The 13,428-nt window shown below is 34.0% G+C and carries 22 protein-coding genes; 8 read left to right on the top strand and 14 right to left on the bottom strand.

Annotated elements, in window-relative coordinates:
• Positions 1-9: 9 nt before the first annotated feature.
• Genes U9966_RS02065 through U9966_RS02015 form a run of 11 tightly spaced genes read right to left on the bottom strand, consistent with a single transcriptional unit; the run spans position 10 to position 6,880 of the window.
• Positions 10-594 (bottom strand): LolA family protein, encoded by a 585-nt coding sequence (locus U9966_RS02065; protein WP_306347257.1) that lies wholly within the window; start codon positions 592-594, stop codon positions 10-12.
• Positions 594-1,046 carry an acyl-CoA thioesterase gene (locus U9966_RS02060; RefSeq protein ID WP_306347274.1) on the bottom strand — a complete coding sequence of 151 codons (453 nt, stop codon included), beginning with the start codon at positions 1,044-1,046 and terminating at the stop codon, positions 594-596. Before U9966_RS02060 ends, U9966_RS02065 begins: the two co-directional genes overlap by 1 nt.
• Positions 1,036-1,965, bottom strand: a complete 930-nt coding sequence (locus U9966_RS02055) for an LpxL/LpxP family acyltransferase (protein WP_306347256.1) — start codon at positions 1,963-1,965, stop codon at positions 1,036-1,038. Before U9966_RS02055 ends, U9966_RS02060 begins: the two co-directional genes overlap by 11 nt.
• Positions 1,962-2,684 carry a glycosyltransferase family 2 protein gene (locus U9966_RS02050; protein ID WP_306347273.1) on the bottom strand — a complete coding sequence of 241 codons (723 nt, stop codon included), beginning with the start codon at positions 2,682-2,684 and terminating at the stop codon, positions 1,962-1,964. The genes U9966_RS02055 and U9966_RS02050 overlap by 4 nt, the downstream gene beginning before the upstream one ends.
• Positions 2,685-2,686: 2 nt before the next feature.
• Entirely contained in the window at positions 2,687-4,000 is a 1,314-nt protein-coding gene (locus U9966_RS02045) for an AMP-binding protein (protein WP_306347255.1), read from the bottom strand.
• Positions 3,987-4,544 carry a COG4648 family protein gene (locus U9966_RS02040; RefSeq protein WP_306347254.1) on the bottom strand — a complete coding sequence of 186 codons (558 nt, stop codon included), beginning with the start codon at positions 4,542-4,544 and terminating at the stop codon, positions 3,987-3,989. The genes U9966_RS02045 and U9966_RS02040 overlap by 14 nt, the downstream gene beginning before the upstream one ends.
• 2 nt (positions 4,545-4,546) lie before the next feature.
• Positions 4,547-4,891: an ApeI family dehydratase gene (locus U9966_RS02035; RefSeq protein WP_306347253.1), complete on the bottom strand. Its 345-nt coding sequence runs from the start codon at positions 4,889-4,891 to the stop codon at positions 4,547-4,549.
• The gene (locus U9966_RS02030) at positions 4,881-5,129 is read right to left on the bottom strand and encodes an acyl carrier protein (protein WP_306347252.1); all 249 of its coding nucleotides are present in this window, start codon (positions 5,127-5,129) and stop codon (positions 4,881-4,883) included. The genes U9966_RS02035 and U9966_RS02030 overlap by 11 nt, the downstream gene beginning before the upstream one ends.
• A 1-nt stretch (position 5,130) precedes the next feature.
• Positions 5,131-5,391, bottom strand: coding sequence for a phosphopantetheine-binding protein (locus U9966_RS02025; protein WP_306347251.1), 261 nt, complete (start codon positions 5,389-5,391; stop codon positions 5,131-5,133).
• A gap of 2 nt (positions 5,392-5,393) precedes the next feature.
• The gene (locus U9966_RS02020) at positions 5,394-6,155 is read right to left on the bottom strand and encodes a lysophospholipid acyltransferase family protein (protein WP_306347250.1); all 762 of its coding nucleotides are present in this window, start codon (positions 6,153-6,155) and stop codon (positions 5,394-5,396) included.
• On the bottom strand, positions 6,140-6,880 hold the full coding sequence (locus U9966_RS02015; RefSeq protein ID WP_306347249.1) for a beta-ketoacyl synthase chain length factor: 741 nt from the start codon (positions 6,878-6,880) through the stop codon (positions 6,140-6,142). Before U9966_RS02015 ends, U9966_RS02020 begins: the two co-directional genes overlap by 16 nt.
• Before the next feature lie 117 nt (positions 6,881-6,997).
• Between U9966_RS02015 and mioC the strand changes: the two genes are divergently transcribed.
• A complete protein-coding gene (mioC, locus tag U9966_RS02010; protein WP_211597814.1) occupies positions 6,998-7,435 on the top strand; it encodes an FMN-binding protein MioC in 438 nt (145 codons plus the stop codon).
• 36 nt (positions 7,436-7,471) lie between these two features.
• Here the strand turns inward: mioC and U9966_RS02005 are convergent, their stop codons facing one another.
• Positions 7,472-7,696: a SlyX family protein gene (locus U9966_RS02005; RefSeq protein ID WP_211597813.1), complete on the bottom strand. Its 225-nt coding sequence runs from the start codon at positions 7,694-7,696 to the stop codon at positions 7,472-7,474.
• A 113-nt stretch (positions 7,697-7,809) separates the two neighbouring features.
• Between U9966_RS02005 and fkpA the strand changes: the two genes are divergently transcribed.
• The 5 genes from fkpA to tusB are packed head-to-tail and all read left to right on the top strand — an operon-like array spanning position 7,810 to position 10,293.
• Positions 7,810-8,550: an FKBP-type peptidyl-prolyl cis-trans isomerase gene (fkpA, locus tag U9966_RS02000; RefSeq protein WP_306347248.1), complete on the top strand. Its 741-nt coding sequence runs from the start codon at positions 7,810-7,812 to the stop codon at positions 8,548-8,550.
• A 52-nt stretch (positions 8,551-8,602) separates the two neighbouring features.
• Positions 8,603-9,259 (top strand): helix-turn-helix transcriptional regulator, encoded by a 657-nt coding sequence (locus U9966_RS01995; RefSeq protein ID WP_211597811.1) that lies wholly within the window; start codon positions 8,603-8,605, stop codon positions 9,257-9,259.
• On the top strand, positions 9,259-9,639 hold the full coding sequence (tusD, locus tag U9966_RS01990) for a sulfurtransferase complex subunit TusD (RefSeq protein ID WP_306347247.1): 381 nt from the start codon (positions 9,259-9,261) through the stop codon (positions 9,637-9,639). Before U9966_RS01995 ends, tusD begins: the two co-directional genes overlap by 1 nt.
• A 1-nt stretch (position 9,640) precedes the next feature.
• Complete coding sequence (gene tusC / locus U9966_RS01985) at positions 9,641-10,012, top strand: sulfurtransferase complex subunit TusC (RefSeq protein ID WP_306347246.1); 372 nt, start codon at positions 9,641-9,643, stop codon at positions 10,010-10,012.
• 8 nt (positions 10,013-10,020) lie between these two features.
• Complete coding sequence (gene tusB, locus U9966_RS01980; protein WP_306347245.1) at positions 10,021-10,293, top strand: sulfurtransferase complex subunit TusB; 273 nt, start codon at positions 10,021-10,023, stop codon at positions 10,291-10,293.
• 116 nt (positions 10,294-10,409) lie between these two features.
• On the opposite strand, the gene rfaD is transcribed toward tusB, so the two are convergent.
• The gene (gene rfaD / locus U9966_RS01975; protein ID WP_306347244.1) at positions 10,410-11,336 is read right to left on the bottom strand and encodes an ADP-glyceromanno-heptose 6-epimerase; all 927 of its coding nucleotides are present in this window, start codon (positions 11,334-11,336) and stop codon (positions 10,410-10,412) included.
• Positions 11,337-11,346: 10 nt separating this feature from the next.
• On the bottom strand, positions 11,347-11,859 hold the full coding sequence (gene def, locus U9966_RS01970; protein ID WP_306347243.1) for a peptide deformylase: 513 nt from the start codon (positions 11,857-11,859) through the stop codon (positions 11,347-11,349).
• A 94-nt stretch (positions 11,860-11,953) separates the two neighbouring features.
• Between def and dprA the strand changes: the two genes are divergently transcribed.
• Both dprA and U9966_RS01960 read left to right on the top strand, forming a co-directional pair.
• Complete coding sequence (gene dprA, locus U9966_RS01965) at positions 11,954-13,078, top strand: DNA-processing protein DprA (protein WP_306347242.1); 1,125 nt, start codon at positions 11,954-11,956, stop codon at positions 13,076-13,078.
• Positions 13,079-13,245: 167 nt separating this feature from the next.
• Positions 13,246-13,428: a hypothetical protein gene (locus U9966_RS01960; RefSeq protein WP_306347241.1), complete on the top strand. Its 183-nt coding sequence runs from the start codon at positions 13,246-13,248 to the stop codon at positions 13,426-13,428.

Here is a 13,428-nt window from a genome sequence, read left to right as displayed (position 1 = left end):
TTTTACCAATTAGTTTAAAGCCTGTTGAGTAAAAGAAGAAAGTGGCGTATTGATTTGAATATTTTCAAATTGAATGACAGTTTTATCACCTTGTTTTTCATCTAAAATAATTTGTGTAACAACATCATTACCTTGTAATTGAATCGTTTTAAAAATTTGTTTCATTAAAAAGGCATTAGGAATGAGATCAAGTTGCCACGCTGATTTTTTACCGGTTAATTTAAGATCAAATTGCTGTTTAAGCGTAGAAATATCCCCTGATAATAGTCCTAAAAAAAGCTGAATTTGTTGCTGTTGAGCAAGATTATTATTCCCTACCCACTCTGTGCCGTTATATTGCATTATCCCTTTTGAGGTTACTCGCAAATTATTTTCAAAAGGTTTTTTCATTTGCCACAATAAGCCCTTTTTTGCCACAAGGGTAAATTGTCCGCTAGTTTGAATGGGATTTTTTAATGCTTTTAAAAAGCGTTGCTGAACAAAGTTACCTTGTACATTTTGCGGTTTTTGTAGTTGTGAAATCAGTTCTTGCTGTGTAATAGCCAGTGTTAAAGGGCTAATAAATAGCAGAAAAAGGGTAAAATATTTTTTCATTATTCATCTCTTAATTTAGTAAAATGTTTAAAATTTTCAACCGCTTGTTTAAATGAATCTGGCGTTTGAAATTGCATTTGTTCAGTTTGCATATCAACGGCAACTTGGGTGGTTGAGCCTTGTGTGAGTTTTTCGCCTGTTTCGTTATCGCAAATGATATAATCAATACGTAAACAACTTTCATATTCAACAACGCTCAAATCAACCCGTATTTTTTGGCGAAATTTTGCAGGTTTAACATATTTTAAGTTGAGTTGAACAATCGGCCAACCAAAACCATATTGTTGCATAATATCATAAGTATAATGAATTTCTTCTAAAAAGGCACAACGTGCCATTTCTAAATATTTGACATAATGTCCGTGCCACATAATATTCATTGAATCAACGTCAAAAAATGGAATTTCATATACACTTGAATGTTGGCAATAGCGGTGTTTTTTAGCTCTCATCATTTTCGTCCCAAAAATCGTAAAAATTAAACCATAGTAATGGATTTTGCTTGCACTCTTGGGCAAGTAAATCGGCATATTGTTGCATTGCTATCGCAATATTTTGTTTACGTTGTTGTCCGCTTCCTTGTAAGGCTTCGGAAAAGCGACGTAATTTTAATATGTATTTTCCGTTTTCTTTAAGACAGAAAATGGTATTGATCGGTGCTTTGAGTAAACTAGACAGTAGCCACGCACCCTGTGGAAAATCTGCTTTTTTACCTAAAAAATCAACCGCGAGTGATTTATCGCCTTTAAGTGGAATACGATCGACGGCAATCGCAATCCATTCGCCTTGTGCTAATTTATTGTGTAATTCAAGCATTTTTACTGTATCCAATTCCGATACTTCAATTAACGAAAGTTCGCTTGCTCCCGCTTTCACTAAGGCTTTATTAAAAGCCACTGCATTTTTATGATGAACTAAAATATTCAACTTAAAGTTAGCGTGGTGTCCGCTGTTCACTAAGGCTCGGCAGATTTCTATATTTCCAAAATGGCTACATACTAAAATTTGTCCACGCTGTGATTGTTCCATTTGAGAGTATAAATTATCTTTGTCATCAACCAGAAGATCGTTATAACTCATTTTATTTTGCCATACCGCAAAGCGATCTGTTAATGCTTCGCCAAAACAGAGTAATTGACGAAATATCACAAATTTTGGTAATGAAATATCCGTGAATGTGGCGGTTAAATGATGATGATAGGCACGAATATTTTTTCTTACTTTGGCGGAGGTAACAAAAAAGTAGCAAACCACAAGCATTGTCGTAATTTTAATCGCCCATAAAGGTAAATATTTGACAATTAAACGAGTAATATCTAAAAATAATACTGTTCCTCGTTCATTTTGTTTTGCCCAATGTTTGGTATTCATACGGTTTTACCTGTAAATTTACGTTGCAACATTTTAAAAAATAATCGTGCGTGCATTTTACTGATTAACCAGTTATCTCTAAAACCTTGAAAATGCGAAATACCATCTTCGGCATATTTAACAGGCGTCTCCACCCAAAGCATAGGGATTTGATACCAATGGGCTTTCACTAAAATTTCCGTATCAAAATCCATTCGGTTACCAATTTGTTCATTGGATAAAATTGGAATAATACTATTTAATGGATAAATGCGAAAACCACACATTCCATCTTTTATATCCATTGAAAGGGTGTTGAGCATATTCCAAAAATCCGTGATTTTTCTACCATATAAACGTGCTTTCGGTGCATCTTCGCCATAAACAGGTTTTCCACAAATAATAGCGGTCGGATTTTGTGCGAGTTTTGCAAAAAATTGAGGAATATCGTCAAGATTATGTTGCCCATCAGCATCAACCTGCAATGCATACTGAAAGCCTTGTTCAAAGGCAATATTCAATGCGTCTTTAACTGCTGCACCTTTTCCACCATTTTCTGCACGATATATGACTTGCACATTTTGTAATAATGCTAGTGAAGATAAATTTTCTTTTTCTTGTGGGGTTGAACCATCATCAACCACAATAACCGCTAATTTTAAGGCTGTTAATTTATTTACCACATTACTAATCGTTTTTGAATGGTTGTAGTGGGGAATTATGGCGACAATTTTTTCAATGTTCATTCAAAGTGATCCTTCTGTTGTTTAAAGCAAATCGTTTCAAAATCAATACGGCTGATTTTAGATTGCGAATTACGAGGTAATTGAGAACAAAATCGCCAAAAACGAGGTAATGCAAGGGACTCTTGGGTTTGCATTAAAAATTGACGTAATTCATTGATAAATTGTTTACGATCTTGTAATTGAAATTGTGAAATTCCTAATGAATTTAATGCCACCCACGCCACTGGACGTTGTTTTTCAGGGTGTTGAGCAATATAGCAATCACTAATCCATTGATGCTTTAATAAGTCTTGTTCAATTTTAGCCAGTGAAATGCGTTTATCGCCTAATTTTACAATGCGATCAATACGCCCTAATAACTGAAAACCATTATTTGAGAATTCGACGGCATCTGCAGTTTGCTCTCGCCCTGTAATCCAATTTCCTTCCACCCATAACGCGCCTTGAACATTTAAACCTAATCCAACGCTCGGCATTGCTGTCCAATTTCCTGTTTCACGAGATGCGATTGCCCCTGTTTCAGTGCTTCCATAAATCTCAATCACAGGCTGTTTTATTAACTCACGAATATCTTGGGCGACTTGTTCAGGCAATGGACCGCCTGATGAAATAATACCTTTAATTTCGCTGTTTTGTAGCTGTTTGTTTGCAAGGTTAAGACGACTTAATAATGCAGGGCTACTTACCCATAACGTAGGTTTAATTTGGCGACTTTCTTCCAATAAATATTCAGGATAATGCAACTGATGACGTCCAATCGTCCAGCCCATTGCTAAGGGTAAAAAAATCCTAAAACTTAGCCCATAACAATGTTGAACTGTTACACTGCTAATTAAATGTAGTTTGTCTTCAGGCTGAAAAGGAAGGGCTTGCATTAAAGCGGCTGCCTCTTGCCACATTTGTTGTGCTGTTTTTTTGATGATTTTTGCAGATCCACTACTTCCAGAAGTTTTCAACCAAATTTCAGTCTGATTTTGCTCATCAATAAGCGGTAACATTTTGTCCACTTTTTGCAAAATGCCAAAATCAGCAAAGATTTTATCATCAATGAGTAAGTCACTATTTTGTTCAACCCATTGCTTATTTTCATCTAATAAATTTGGCGGAATAAGTACATTCACATTGGCATTAAAACAAGCAAGTAGCGTACAGGCAAAGTTTACCGCATCGTCAAACCACAAACTGACTTGTTTAATCTGTTGCTGTTTTAGTTGTGAAGTAATTTGCAATGAACGATAATTAAATTCGTTATAGCTAAGCTGCGGATTAAATGCGATTGGCATTTGTGAATTAAAATCAGTGGTTATCATTGTGCTTTCTCATTACTTTTTGACGAATTAACCATTCGCCAATCATCAATATTCCCATTAAAAGATAAGAAATAACGCCCGTATAAATTGCCCAAAGCGTTTCATTTTTTTGCCAAATAAAAAAAAGTGTAATTGCAATATTGATAATAAAAAATCCGCACCAAACTTGAGTGACTTTTCTGGTATATAAAATCGCAACTTGGGGTAAATCAGGGGTTTTTAAACGTGCAAAGCGTTCAATAATGGATTGTTTGCTAAATAAACTGCCACCAAAAATGACCAACATTAAACCGCTAATTAAAATAGGATAAAAATACATTGTTTCTATGGAACGCGTTAATCCTACAATGATCAATAATATTGCCATAAAAAATGCAAAAAAACGTTGAAATCCAACCGCTTGGGTTACACCTTTAAACAACCATAAAATGCCCATTATATAAGGAAACACAAATAACAAATCAGTATTGCCTTTAAATAACCAAATAATTGGATAGGCAATACTGGTTAGGGTTAGCAGAGTATTGATGATCAATTTCAGCATAATTAAATTAGCATAATGCCACTACTACACATTTCATTGTCTGTTTTAAAGGTAAAAATAATGCGATTTTTATCTTCTTCCCATTTAAGGGTTAATTCAAATACATCATTTGGGCGAAGAAATTTTTGGAATTTTAATTTATTGATCGCTTTTATTTCTATTTTACGATCAAAAAATTGCGTCACTTTATCCATTACCCATTGCAGTTCAATCACACCTGGAACAAGTGGAAAATCAGCAAAATGATCTTTTAAATAAACAAGATCAAGCGGTACTTTTCCAATAGAAATTTGCTTATTTTCCAGTTGTTGTTCTTCAAGCCAAATCGGATCTTTTTTACTGTGCATTTTGAATTTTAAGGATTGCTTGAATAACGTCAGATACGGTTCTTACACTACGAAAATCATCAGCTTGTAATTTGTGTCCTGTTTTTCTTTTGATGTAGTCAATTAAATCAATCGCATCAATGCTGTCAATTTCAAGATCTTCATACAGATTGGTTTCAAGCGTGATATCTGCTGGATCAATTTCAAAAAGTTCTTCTAATGCTTCGCTTAATAGGGTTTGGATTTGTTGTTCTGTCATTTTATTGCCCTTGTTTTGTACGGATAAAATTAGCTAAGGTTGCCACACTCTCAAAATGGTTGCGTAAATCTTGTTGATCGCTTTCTAATTGTAAATTAAAGGTTTTTTGAATTGCTAAACCTAATTCTAACGCATCAACAGAATCTAATCCTAAACCGTCATCGCCAAAAAGGGGAATATCAGTTTCAATATCAGAAATATCCATATCTTCAAGTGCTAAACTATCAATAATTAACTGTTTAAGTTGCTGTTCTAGTTCCATTTTCATATCCTTGTTTGAGTATTAAAATAATTTTCTAAATCTTTATTAAGTAAACGAGATGCAATAGGCAACGGTTTTTTTGCCAAATAAGTTTGAGGATCGATATCTTCTCCCACCGTTAATTCGTATTGAATACGACAAGGCGGTATTTTATACCAAGCTTGCCCTTTTTTAAAATTAAGAGGTGACATTTTTATCACGATAGGGGTAATTATTTTTGCACTGCGTAATCCAAGAGATGTCGCACCACGATTAAATTTGATTACGCCGTCCCAATCGGTTCTTGTTCCTTCTGGAAAAAGCAATAAAGGTTGCTCTTTTAATACTTCATTTGTTTTTATTAACAATTCTTCTGATTCGGTATTTGGCAGAAAGCCACAAGATAAAATAGGGCTAGTCATTGTTGGATTATGTAATAAATCTTTTTTAACAATACAGTTAAAGCGATGTTGCTGGCTAAAAATCAGCACCACATCAAGCAAAGAGGGATGGTTTGCAATCACTAATTGCCCTGCTTTTCCTAAACGCTCAAAGCCTGTGTATTTCACTTCCAATACACCAGACCAAGTTAAATATTTAACAAAAAATAGCCAAATATTACTCACTATTTTGCGTGCTTTTAATTGCGTTGTGAGGGAATTATTTTTGTGATCTTTTACATAAGGATAGAGGATTACTTTAATTAAAATACCCGCTAAGCCAAATAATACAAAGCCAAACATTGTACCTAAAAAACGGCGTAACCAATCTAATTTTTGTGCCATCTCCAATATCCTCCACTACTACTCGGTGTTTGCCAAGAAGTTGAATTTAATTGCTTATTTTTCACAAAACTTAATGCGTTATCTAAATTATCATTTTCTGTCGATTGATTATGTAAAGACAGATGATATTGATCGCCTTTTTCTATCACTAACGCTAATGCATAGCCAAAAGGCAAGCGTGAAATAGGTTGCACATTATATTGTTCATCTAGGGGGAATTCACACACAGCAACCAATACTTTTTCCGCCCCTTCATTTAGCATTAAGTAAGCTTCCATTATTGCGGTTTCTAAATTATCTTTTAAGGCACATAAAGCGGTCATTTCTTGGGTTACTTTTCGCAACTCAGACCATTGTCCAATTAATGCATTATGTACTGAAAGACTAAATGAAGTTGGGGAAATATCCCCCTCTTTTAATAACTCTTGCCAAAGTGCAAAACTACGATTAATTTCACTATTTAAAGAAGCATATACCACAGGAATATTTGGATCTTCTGCAACTAAATCCCACGCAGCTTCAAAGAATAGACGTGTTGCAGGGCTTAAACGACGACGTTTTAATGGAGGTAAAAAGGCTAATTTAGGTTGAAAATCATCCCAGTTGTCACTGTGTTTAATCCAATGATATTCACCAAGTTGCCAATCTTCTGGTGACAATATTTTATTGCTCACCATTCGCCAATTGCAAATATTAATAGAAAAATCACAAATCATTGTTTTCATTATATTATAATTACTAGTCTATGTATGAAATTGATGTTATATTTTATACTAATTTTAGATGTGAGAATACCGTAATTTTTTCATTAAATATGTTTACCAAAATATAAGGATCCAACAATGTCAATTTGTATTATTACAGGAAGTACGTTAGGTGGAGCAGAATATGTTGCTGACCACATTGAACAAGTACTTATTACTAAAGGATTAAATGTTGAATTATTTAATAATGCAACATTAGATGATATAAAGGATAAACAGTCTTTATTGGTTGTGACATCTACTCACGGTGCAGGAGATTTACCTGAAAATATTCAGCCATTATTTGAAGAATTAGCACAATCAACGTTAAATTTAACGGGAATGAAATTTGGTGTGATTGGTTTAGGAAGCTCTGATTATGATACTTTTTGCTATGCCGTCGATACTGTTGAACAAATTTTGCAACAAAAAGGGGCAAAACAACTTTGCAATTCGTTAAAAATTGATGTTGTAGAAAACTTTGATCACGATGAAACGGCAGAAGCGTGGTTGCCCAACTTTATTGATAAGCTATAATTTATATACGGAACTTCCACTCTACTATTTTGTCTTCTAATAATGCGGTGGAGGAGTTTCTTCTGCTAATGAGGCTATATTACTTGGTTGTGAATTTGTCAATTTTTCTGCAAGATGACGAACCTGTATTTGAAGTTTATCTAAGATAAACTGCTGTTGAATAATAGCTTGATTTAAATCTTCTATTGCCAGTTCTTGAAAAGCAATTTTTGTTTCAAGTTCTGCAATATAAGTTAATAATTGATGAGGAGTTGTATTCATTTTATAATGACTATTGTTTATTAAAAGGATATACTTTACTCTATCTTTTCTTGTGTTTAAACCCTTTGGCTACATTTATCTTACAAATAGTGCCAAAATTAAAGGAATATATAATGTTAAAAACTAAACTTTCAGCCGTTGCTTTTTCAGTAACATTAATGGCAACAACTCTGGTTGCTTCACAATCTGTAATGGCAGAACAAAAAGTAGATACTAAATTTATTAACGACTCTTCTTATGCCATTGGTACATTAATGGGTAAGAAAATCGAACAAATAGTAGAATCTCAAAAAGAAATGCTTGTATACAATCAAGATGAGATTTTAGCAGGTGTAAAAGACACCTTGAAAAAAACAAGTAAGTTAAAAGAAAAAGAGTTAGAAGCCCATTTAGATGCGTTAGATAAGTATCTTTCTGAAAAAGAAGCAAAAATTGTAGAAGCTCATAATAAAGAAGTTCTTGAAGCGGGTAAAAAATTCCGTGAAGATTATGCTAAAAAAGACGGTGTAAAAACGGCTAAATCAGGTTTAATGTATAAAATTGAAAAACAGGGTAAAGGAAAATCACCAAAAATAGAAGATACTGTTAAAGTTCATTATGAAGGAACGCTTACTGATGGTACTGTTTTTGATAGTTCATACAAACGTGGCGAAGCAATTGAGTTTCAATTAAGCCAACTTATTCCAGCTTGGAAAGAAGCGATCCCTATGCTTAAAAAAGGTGGAAAAATGGAACTTGTGGTACCTGCTGAATTAGGTTACGGCGCTAATCAAGTGGGTAATATTCCAGCAAATTCAACCTTGATTTTTAAAATTGAATTGTTAGATTTCCAACCAACGAAAACAAAAAAATAAGAAACATACTTGAGAATACAAGTGGCTAAAATACTAGCCACTTATTTATATTATGACGATAGATTCACAACCATTTACCCTTGAAGATTATGCCATTATAGAATCTTATATTCCCGTTGTTGATGGGTTAGCCTCGTTACTTGGTGAATATTGTGAGATTGTTTTACATTCTCTTGAAAGCCTTGAACATTCCGCTATTTATATCGCAAATGGGCATAATACTGATCGTAAAATAGGCTCTCCTATTACAAATCGAGCATTGCAGTCGCTACATCAAATGAGTAATCAAGAAAATGCTCAACCTTACTTTACCAAAGCAAAAGGTAATGTATTGATGAAATCAAATACCATTGCTATTCGTAATAGTAAGCAACGTATTATTGGTTTGCTCTGTATTAATTTAAATTTAGATGTTCCACTGTCACAATTTTTTAATAGCTTCATTTTGCCAACTGAAGAACCTGAAGTTGAAGAAACCTTTGCCAGCTCAGTTGAAGATTTAGTTGCACAGACTATTGAAAAAACCGTTGATGAAATTTCCGCAGATAATTCTGTTGCAAATAACAATAAAAACCGTCAAATCGTGGTTTCTCTTTTTGAAAAGGGAATTTTTGATATTAAAGATGCGATCAATCAAGTGGCTGAACGCTTAAATATTTCACGCCACACCGTTTATCTTTATATTCGTCAGATTAAACAGGAACAGTAATGCGTTATGTCGTTGCAGTTAAATCACCCGTTTATGGTTCTCAAGGCAGTGCTTTAGCTTATCAATTTATCAAAACATTATTAGAAAATAATTACTCTATTTCTCAAGTTTTTTTCTTTCAAGAGGGTGTTAGTAATGCAAATAGATTGGTTAACCCTGCCACAGACGAGATCAATTTGGTAGAAAAATGGCAATATTTAGCAACATCATACCGTTTATCACTCCATTTATGTATCGCTGCAGCACAACGTAGAGGAGTAGTAGATGAAACGACTACACCACTTCATACTCAAACTAACCTTGCTGAGGGCTTTGTTTTAGCGGGATTAGGGGAGTTTTCTCAAGCGGTATTAACAGCGGATCGTTTGGTGACGTTTTAAAATGAAAAAATATAAAATTGCTTTTCTTTTTACTCAGCCCCCTTTTGGTTCAAGCGTAAGCAGAGAAGGACTTGATGCCCTGCTCGCCGCCAGTGCCTTTTGTGAAGAAGAGAAAATCTTAATTTGCTTTCTTAATGATGGGGTGTTTAATCTTATTGCAAATCAAAAGCCACAGTTAATTCTACAAAAAGATCATATTTCTACTTTCAAACTGATTGAATTATATGAACTTTCACACTGTTTTATTTGTGAAAACTCCCTTGAAGAGAGAGCTTTAAACAAAGTTGATTTCGTCATTTCCAATTATCAAATAGTTCCTCAGAAAACACTATTTACGCTTTTAAGACAAGCAGAAAAAATACTCACTTTTTAGGATGAATTATGCTCTATACTCTTTCTAAAGCACAATATGATACCAGTGAACTTGAAAATATACTTATCAATGTTACTGAACAAGATGCTGTTTTACTTTGGCAAGATGGCGTTCTACAAGCGGTACGATCATCACAACTTTTTGCAAAAATTACGCATTTATTTGTATTAGATCAAGATGTTGTTGCACGAGGATTAACTTTGTCATCTCATTTTAAACGAGTTAGTTTACAAGAAGTTATCGCTATTGCGGATAAATATTATCCACAAATAGCATTATAGCTATTTTAACTCATCAAAAAGCATTTAATAAAAGCAACAAGCGGTAAGATATTTGAAAAAATTTGCAAAAAGTTTCAAGTATCTTACCGCTTGGGTATTTCTATAAATAGTAAAAATTATTTATTCAACCATTCCATATAAGCTTTAACCCCTTCAGCAACAGTTTTAAACGGTTTATCGTAACCTGCGTTGCGTAAAGCGGTAATATCCGCTTGGGTATAAGCTTGATAGCGAGATTTCAAATGTTCAGGGAATGGGATTGTTTCAATTTTGCCTTTTTGGTGGAAATTGATTACCGCATTTGCGACTTCTTGGAATGACTCTGCATTGCCTGTTCCTAAGTTATAAATCCCTGAAATATTGTTTTGCCACGCCCAGATATTGACATCTGCCACATCTTCCACATACACAAAATCACGTAAAAAGGTTTCACTACCCGCGAATAATTTTGGATTTTCGCCTTTTTGAATTTGGGTATTTAAGTGGAATGCCACACTTGCCATTGAACCTTTATGTTGTTCACGTGGACCGTAAACATTAAAATATTTGAAGCCACAAACAGGCGAAGTTGCTTCTGGTAATAATTTGCGAACATACTCATCAAATAAGAATTTTGAGTAGCCATACACATTTAATGGAGATTCAAATTCACGTTTTTCGATAAAATTATCAGTACGTCCACCGTAAGTGGCGGCACTTGAAGCATAGAAAAAAGGAATCTCACGATCTAAGCAATAATGCAATAACTCTTTTGAATATTCGTAGTTATTGTGCATCATATATTTGCCATCCCACTCGGTGGTTGCCGAGCAAGCTCCTTCGTGGAAAATCGCATCAATGTGATCAAATTCATCACCTGCTACAATAGAAGCAATAAAATCTTCACGATCGCAATAATCTGCAATATCTAAATCAACAAGGTTGATAAATTTTTCGCCTTTTTTAAGGTTATCTACTACTAAAATATCTTTACGACCGATTTTGTTTAGTGCTTTAATGATATTGCTACCAATAAATCCCGCACCACCAGTTACTATAATCATTGTTTATTCCTTATTTACTACGAGCAAGTTGTTTTTTGATTTTTTCCATTTTTTCTTTAATACGTTTGCGTTTTAAAGGGGAAAGATAATCGACAAATAAAACACCATTCAAATGGTCAATTTCGTGTTGAATACAGATGGCAAGTAAATCATCGGCTTCTAAAATAAATTCTTCACCATTACGATTTAAGGCTTTTACTGTGACTTTTTCTTTACGAGGAACAAAACCTCTAAAACCGGGAATAGAAAGGCACCCCTCTTCAATACCCGTTTCACCACTACTTTCAATAATTTCAGGGTTTACTAATACGATTTGGTTGGTTTTATCCCCTTCAATATCCATTGTGATCACACGTTTTAATACATTGACTTGAGGGGCTGCTAAACCGATACCTTCATCTTCATACATTGTATCAAACATATCATCGATAAATTGTTGTAATTCATCATTAAATTCTGTTACAGGTTCGCATACTTTTGTCAGGGTTTCATCGGGGTAAAGTACGACATCTAATTTTGCCATTTTTGGGATCTCTATCGAAAAATTAATATAAAAAGTTCTTCATTCTAACGTTTTTTGATTATAAATAAAAGCCATTACAACAAAGGATGAAAGAATGAATAAAATAGAACAATTATTAAAATTAATCCAAATTCCACAACTTGGCGCTCAACGTATTGGGCGATTATTAAATGAAGTCAATTTCAATGAATTTTGTGATTATGATAAGACACAATTGCGTCAAATAGGTTGGAATGAAAAACAAATTCAGCGTTGGTTTCATCCTGATAGAAAAAAGATAGAGGAAGTTTTAGCGTGGCAAGAAGATGACAATAATCATCTGCTAACATTATTTGATGAAGATTATCCTTTTCTGCTTAGACAAATTAGTACAGCTCCACCATTACTTTTTGTAAAAGGCGATCAAGCGGTGCTTTCCTCACCACAAATTGCCATTGTGGGCAGCCGTGATTATTCCCATTATGGCGAATATTGGGCAAAATATTTTTCATCGGAATTAGTGAAAAATAATATCGTGGTCACCAGTGGTTTGGCGATTGGTATTGACGGTTTTTGTCATCAGCAAGTCGTGAAAGAAAAAGGTAAAACCATTGCAGTATTAGGCAGTGGTTTAAATAAAACCTACCCAGCTCGCCATAAAAAACTGTCTGAACAGATTTTAGAACAGGGCGGAGTATTAGTTTCTGAGTTTTTTCCTAATCAGCCACCGCTAGCTGAAAATTTTCCACGTCGTAATCGAATTATTAGTGGTTTATCATTAGGTACATTAGTGGTTGAAGCCACTATTAAAAGCGGATCATTAATTACCGCACGCTATGCCTTAGAACAAGGGCGAGAAGTGTTTGCTGTTCCAAATTCCGTACAAGATCCTTATGCACAAGGTTGCCATCAGTTGATCAAAGAAGGAGCATTATTGGTGGATTGTGTCGAAGATATATTAAATGCAATCGAACGACAATTTCAGCCGACCACAAAACCTGTAATTCAAAACACACTATTTGAAAATTCAAAAGTAGAAAATCTTGCAAAAAATGATCCAAATCTTACCGCTTGCCAACAACAAATTTTATCAAAACTAAGTCTTGAGCCGATTAGTGCCGATGATTTAGCGGAAGCGTGTGAAATGAGTATTGAAACTTTGTTGATTGAGCTTTTAACTTTGGAATTAGAGGGTATTGTTAAGCAGGTTTCAGGGGGATATGTGAGAGATAAGCGGTAGGATTTTGATAAAAATTTGCAATATTTCAAATACTAAGTATCGATTAAAGTGTAATTTTAATATTAAATTGAAAACTAAATCTTATTAACATAGTATATTTTATGAAAAATTTAAGGTTTGAAGATTTTAAGAGTTAGAACCTAAATGACTGATTAAGGAGATACAAGATGGGAAAACTAAATAAAGATGAACAAGAATTAGTAGATTCAATGGTTAATCCTATTTCAAATGGAAAAGCAAAAGCCCTTAATGAGCAAGGTGAAATTTTTATCAATAATATTATCGCAGATGATATTGTTAAAGAAATTCAAGCGGAAAAAATGGAAAACAAACAGTACAAATTTCATTAA

Origin of the sequence: Pasteurella atlantica (assembly GCF_963693435.1) — a bacterium.
GTDB classification, from domain to species: Bacteria; Pseudomonadota; Gammaproteobacteria; order Enterobacterales; family Pasteurellaceae; genus Phocoenobacter; species Phocoenobacter atlanticus.
Note: the sequence above shows the minus strand (reverse complement) of the source record. Positions and strands in the feature narration are given on the sequence as shown.

What these genes read in the sequence shown, in the direction of transcription:
- U9966_RS02065 (WP_306347257.1), bottom strand. Translation starts at nt 594, where the DNA reads ATGAAAAAATATTTTACCCTTTTTCTGCTATTTATTAGCCCTTTAACA.
- U9966_RS02060 (WP_306347274.1), bottom strand. Translation starts at nt 1,046, where the DNA reads ATGAGAGCTAAAAAACACCGCTATTGCCAACATTCAAGTGTATATGAA.
- U9966_RS02055 (WP_306347256.1), bottom strand. Translation starts at nt 1,965, where the DNA reads ATGAATACCAAACATTGGGCAAAACAAAATGAACGAGGAACAGTATTA.
- U9966_RS02045 (WP_306347255.1), bottom strand. Translation starts at nt 4,000, where the DNA reads ATGATAACCACTGATTTTAATTCACAAATGCCAATCGCATTTAATCCG.
- U9966_RS02040 (WP_306347254.1), bottom strand. Translation starts at nt 4,544, where the DNA reads ATGCTGAAATTGATCATCAATACTCTGCTAACCCTAACCAGTATTGCC.
- U9966_RS02035 (WP_306347253.1), bottom strand. Translation starts at nt 4,891, where the DNA reads ATGCACAGTAAAAAAGATCCGATTTGGCTTGAAGAACAACAACTGGAA.
- U9966_RS02030 (WP_306347252.1), bottom strand. Translation starts at nt 5,129, where the DNA reads ATGACAGAACAACAAATCCAAACCCTATTAAGCGAAGCATTAGAAGAA.
- U9966_RS02025 (WP_306347251.1), bottom strand. Translation starts at nt 5,391, where the DNA reads ATGGAACTAGAACAGCAACTTAAACAGTTAATTATTGATAGTTTAGCA.
- U9966_RS02020 (WP_306347250.1), bottom strand. Translation starts at nt 6,155, where the DNA reads ATGGCACAAAAATTAGATTGGTTACGCCGTTTTTTAGGTACAATGTTT.
- U9966_RS02015 (WP_306347249.1), bottom strand. Translation starts at nt 6,880, where the DNA reads ATGAAAACAATGATTTGTGATTTTTCTATTAATATTTGCAATTGGCGA.
- mioC (WP_211597814.1), top strand. Translation starts at nt 6,998, where the DNA reads ATGTCAATTTGTATTATTACAGGAAGTACGTTAGGTGGAGCAGAATAT.
- U9966_RS02005 (WP_211597813.1), bottom strand. Translation starts at nt 7,696, where the DNA reads ATGAATACAACTCCTCATCAATTATTAACTTATATTGCAGAACTTGAA.
- fkpA (WP_306347248.1), top strand. Translation starts at nt 7,810, where the DNA reads ATGTTAAAAACTAAACTTTCAGCCGTTGCTTTTTCAGTAACATTAATG.
- U9966_RS01995 (WP_211597811.1), top strand. Translation starts at nt 8,603, where the DNA reads ATGACGATAGATTCACAACCATTTACCCTTGAAGATTATGCCATTATA.
- tusD (WP_306347247.1), top strand. Translation starts at nt 9,259, where the DNA reads ATGCGTTATGTCGTTGCAGTTAAATCACCCGTTTATGGTTCTCAAGGC.
- tusC (WP_306347246.1), top strand. Translation starts at nt 9,641, where the DNA reads ATGAAAAAATATAAAATTGCTTTTCTTTTTACTCAGCCCCCTTTTGGT.
- tusB (WP_306347245.1), top strand. Translation starts at nt 10,021, where the DNA reads ATGCTCTATACTCTTTCTAAAGCACAATATGATACCAGTGAACTTGAA.
- rfaD (WP_306347244.1), bottom strand. Translation starts at nt 11,336, where the DNA reads ATGATTATAGTAACTGGTGGTGCGGGATTTATTGGTAGCAATATCATT.
- def (WP_306347243.1), bottom strand. Translation starts at nt 11,859, where the DNA reads ATGGCAAAATTAGATGTCGTACTTTACCCCGATGAAACCCTGACAAAA.
- dprA (WP_306347242.1), top strand. Translation starts at nt 11,954, where the DNA reads ATGAATAAAATAGAACAATTATTAAAATTAATCCAAATTCCACAACTT.
- U9966_RS01960 (WP_306347241.1), top strand. Translation starts at nt 13,246, where the DNA reads ATGGGAAAACTAAATAAAGATGAACAAGAATTAGTAGATTCAATGGTT.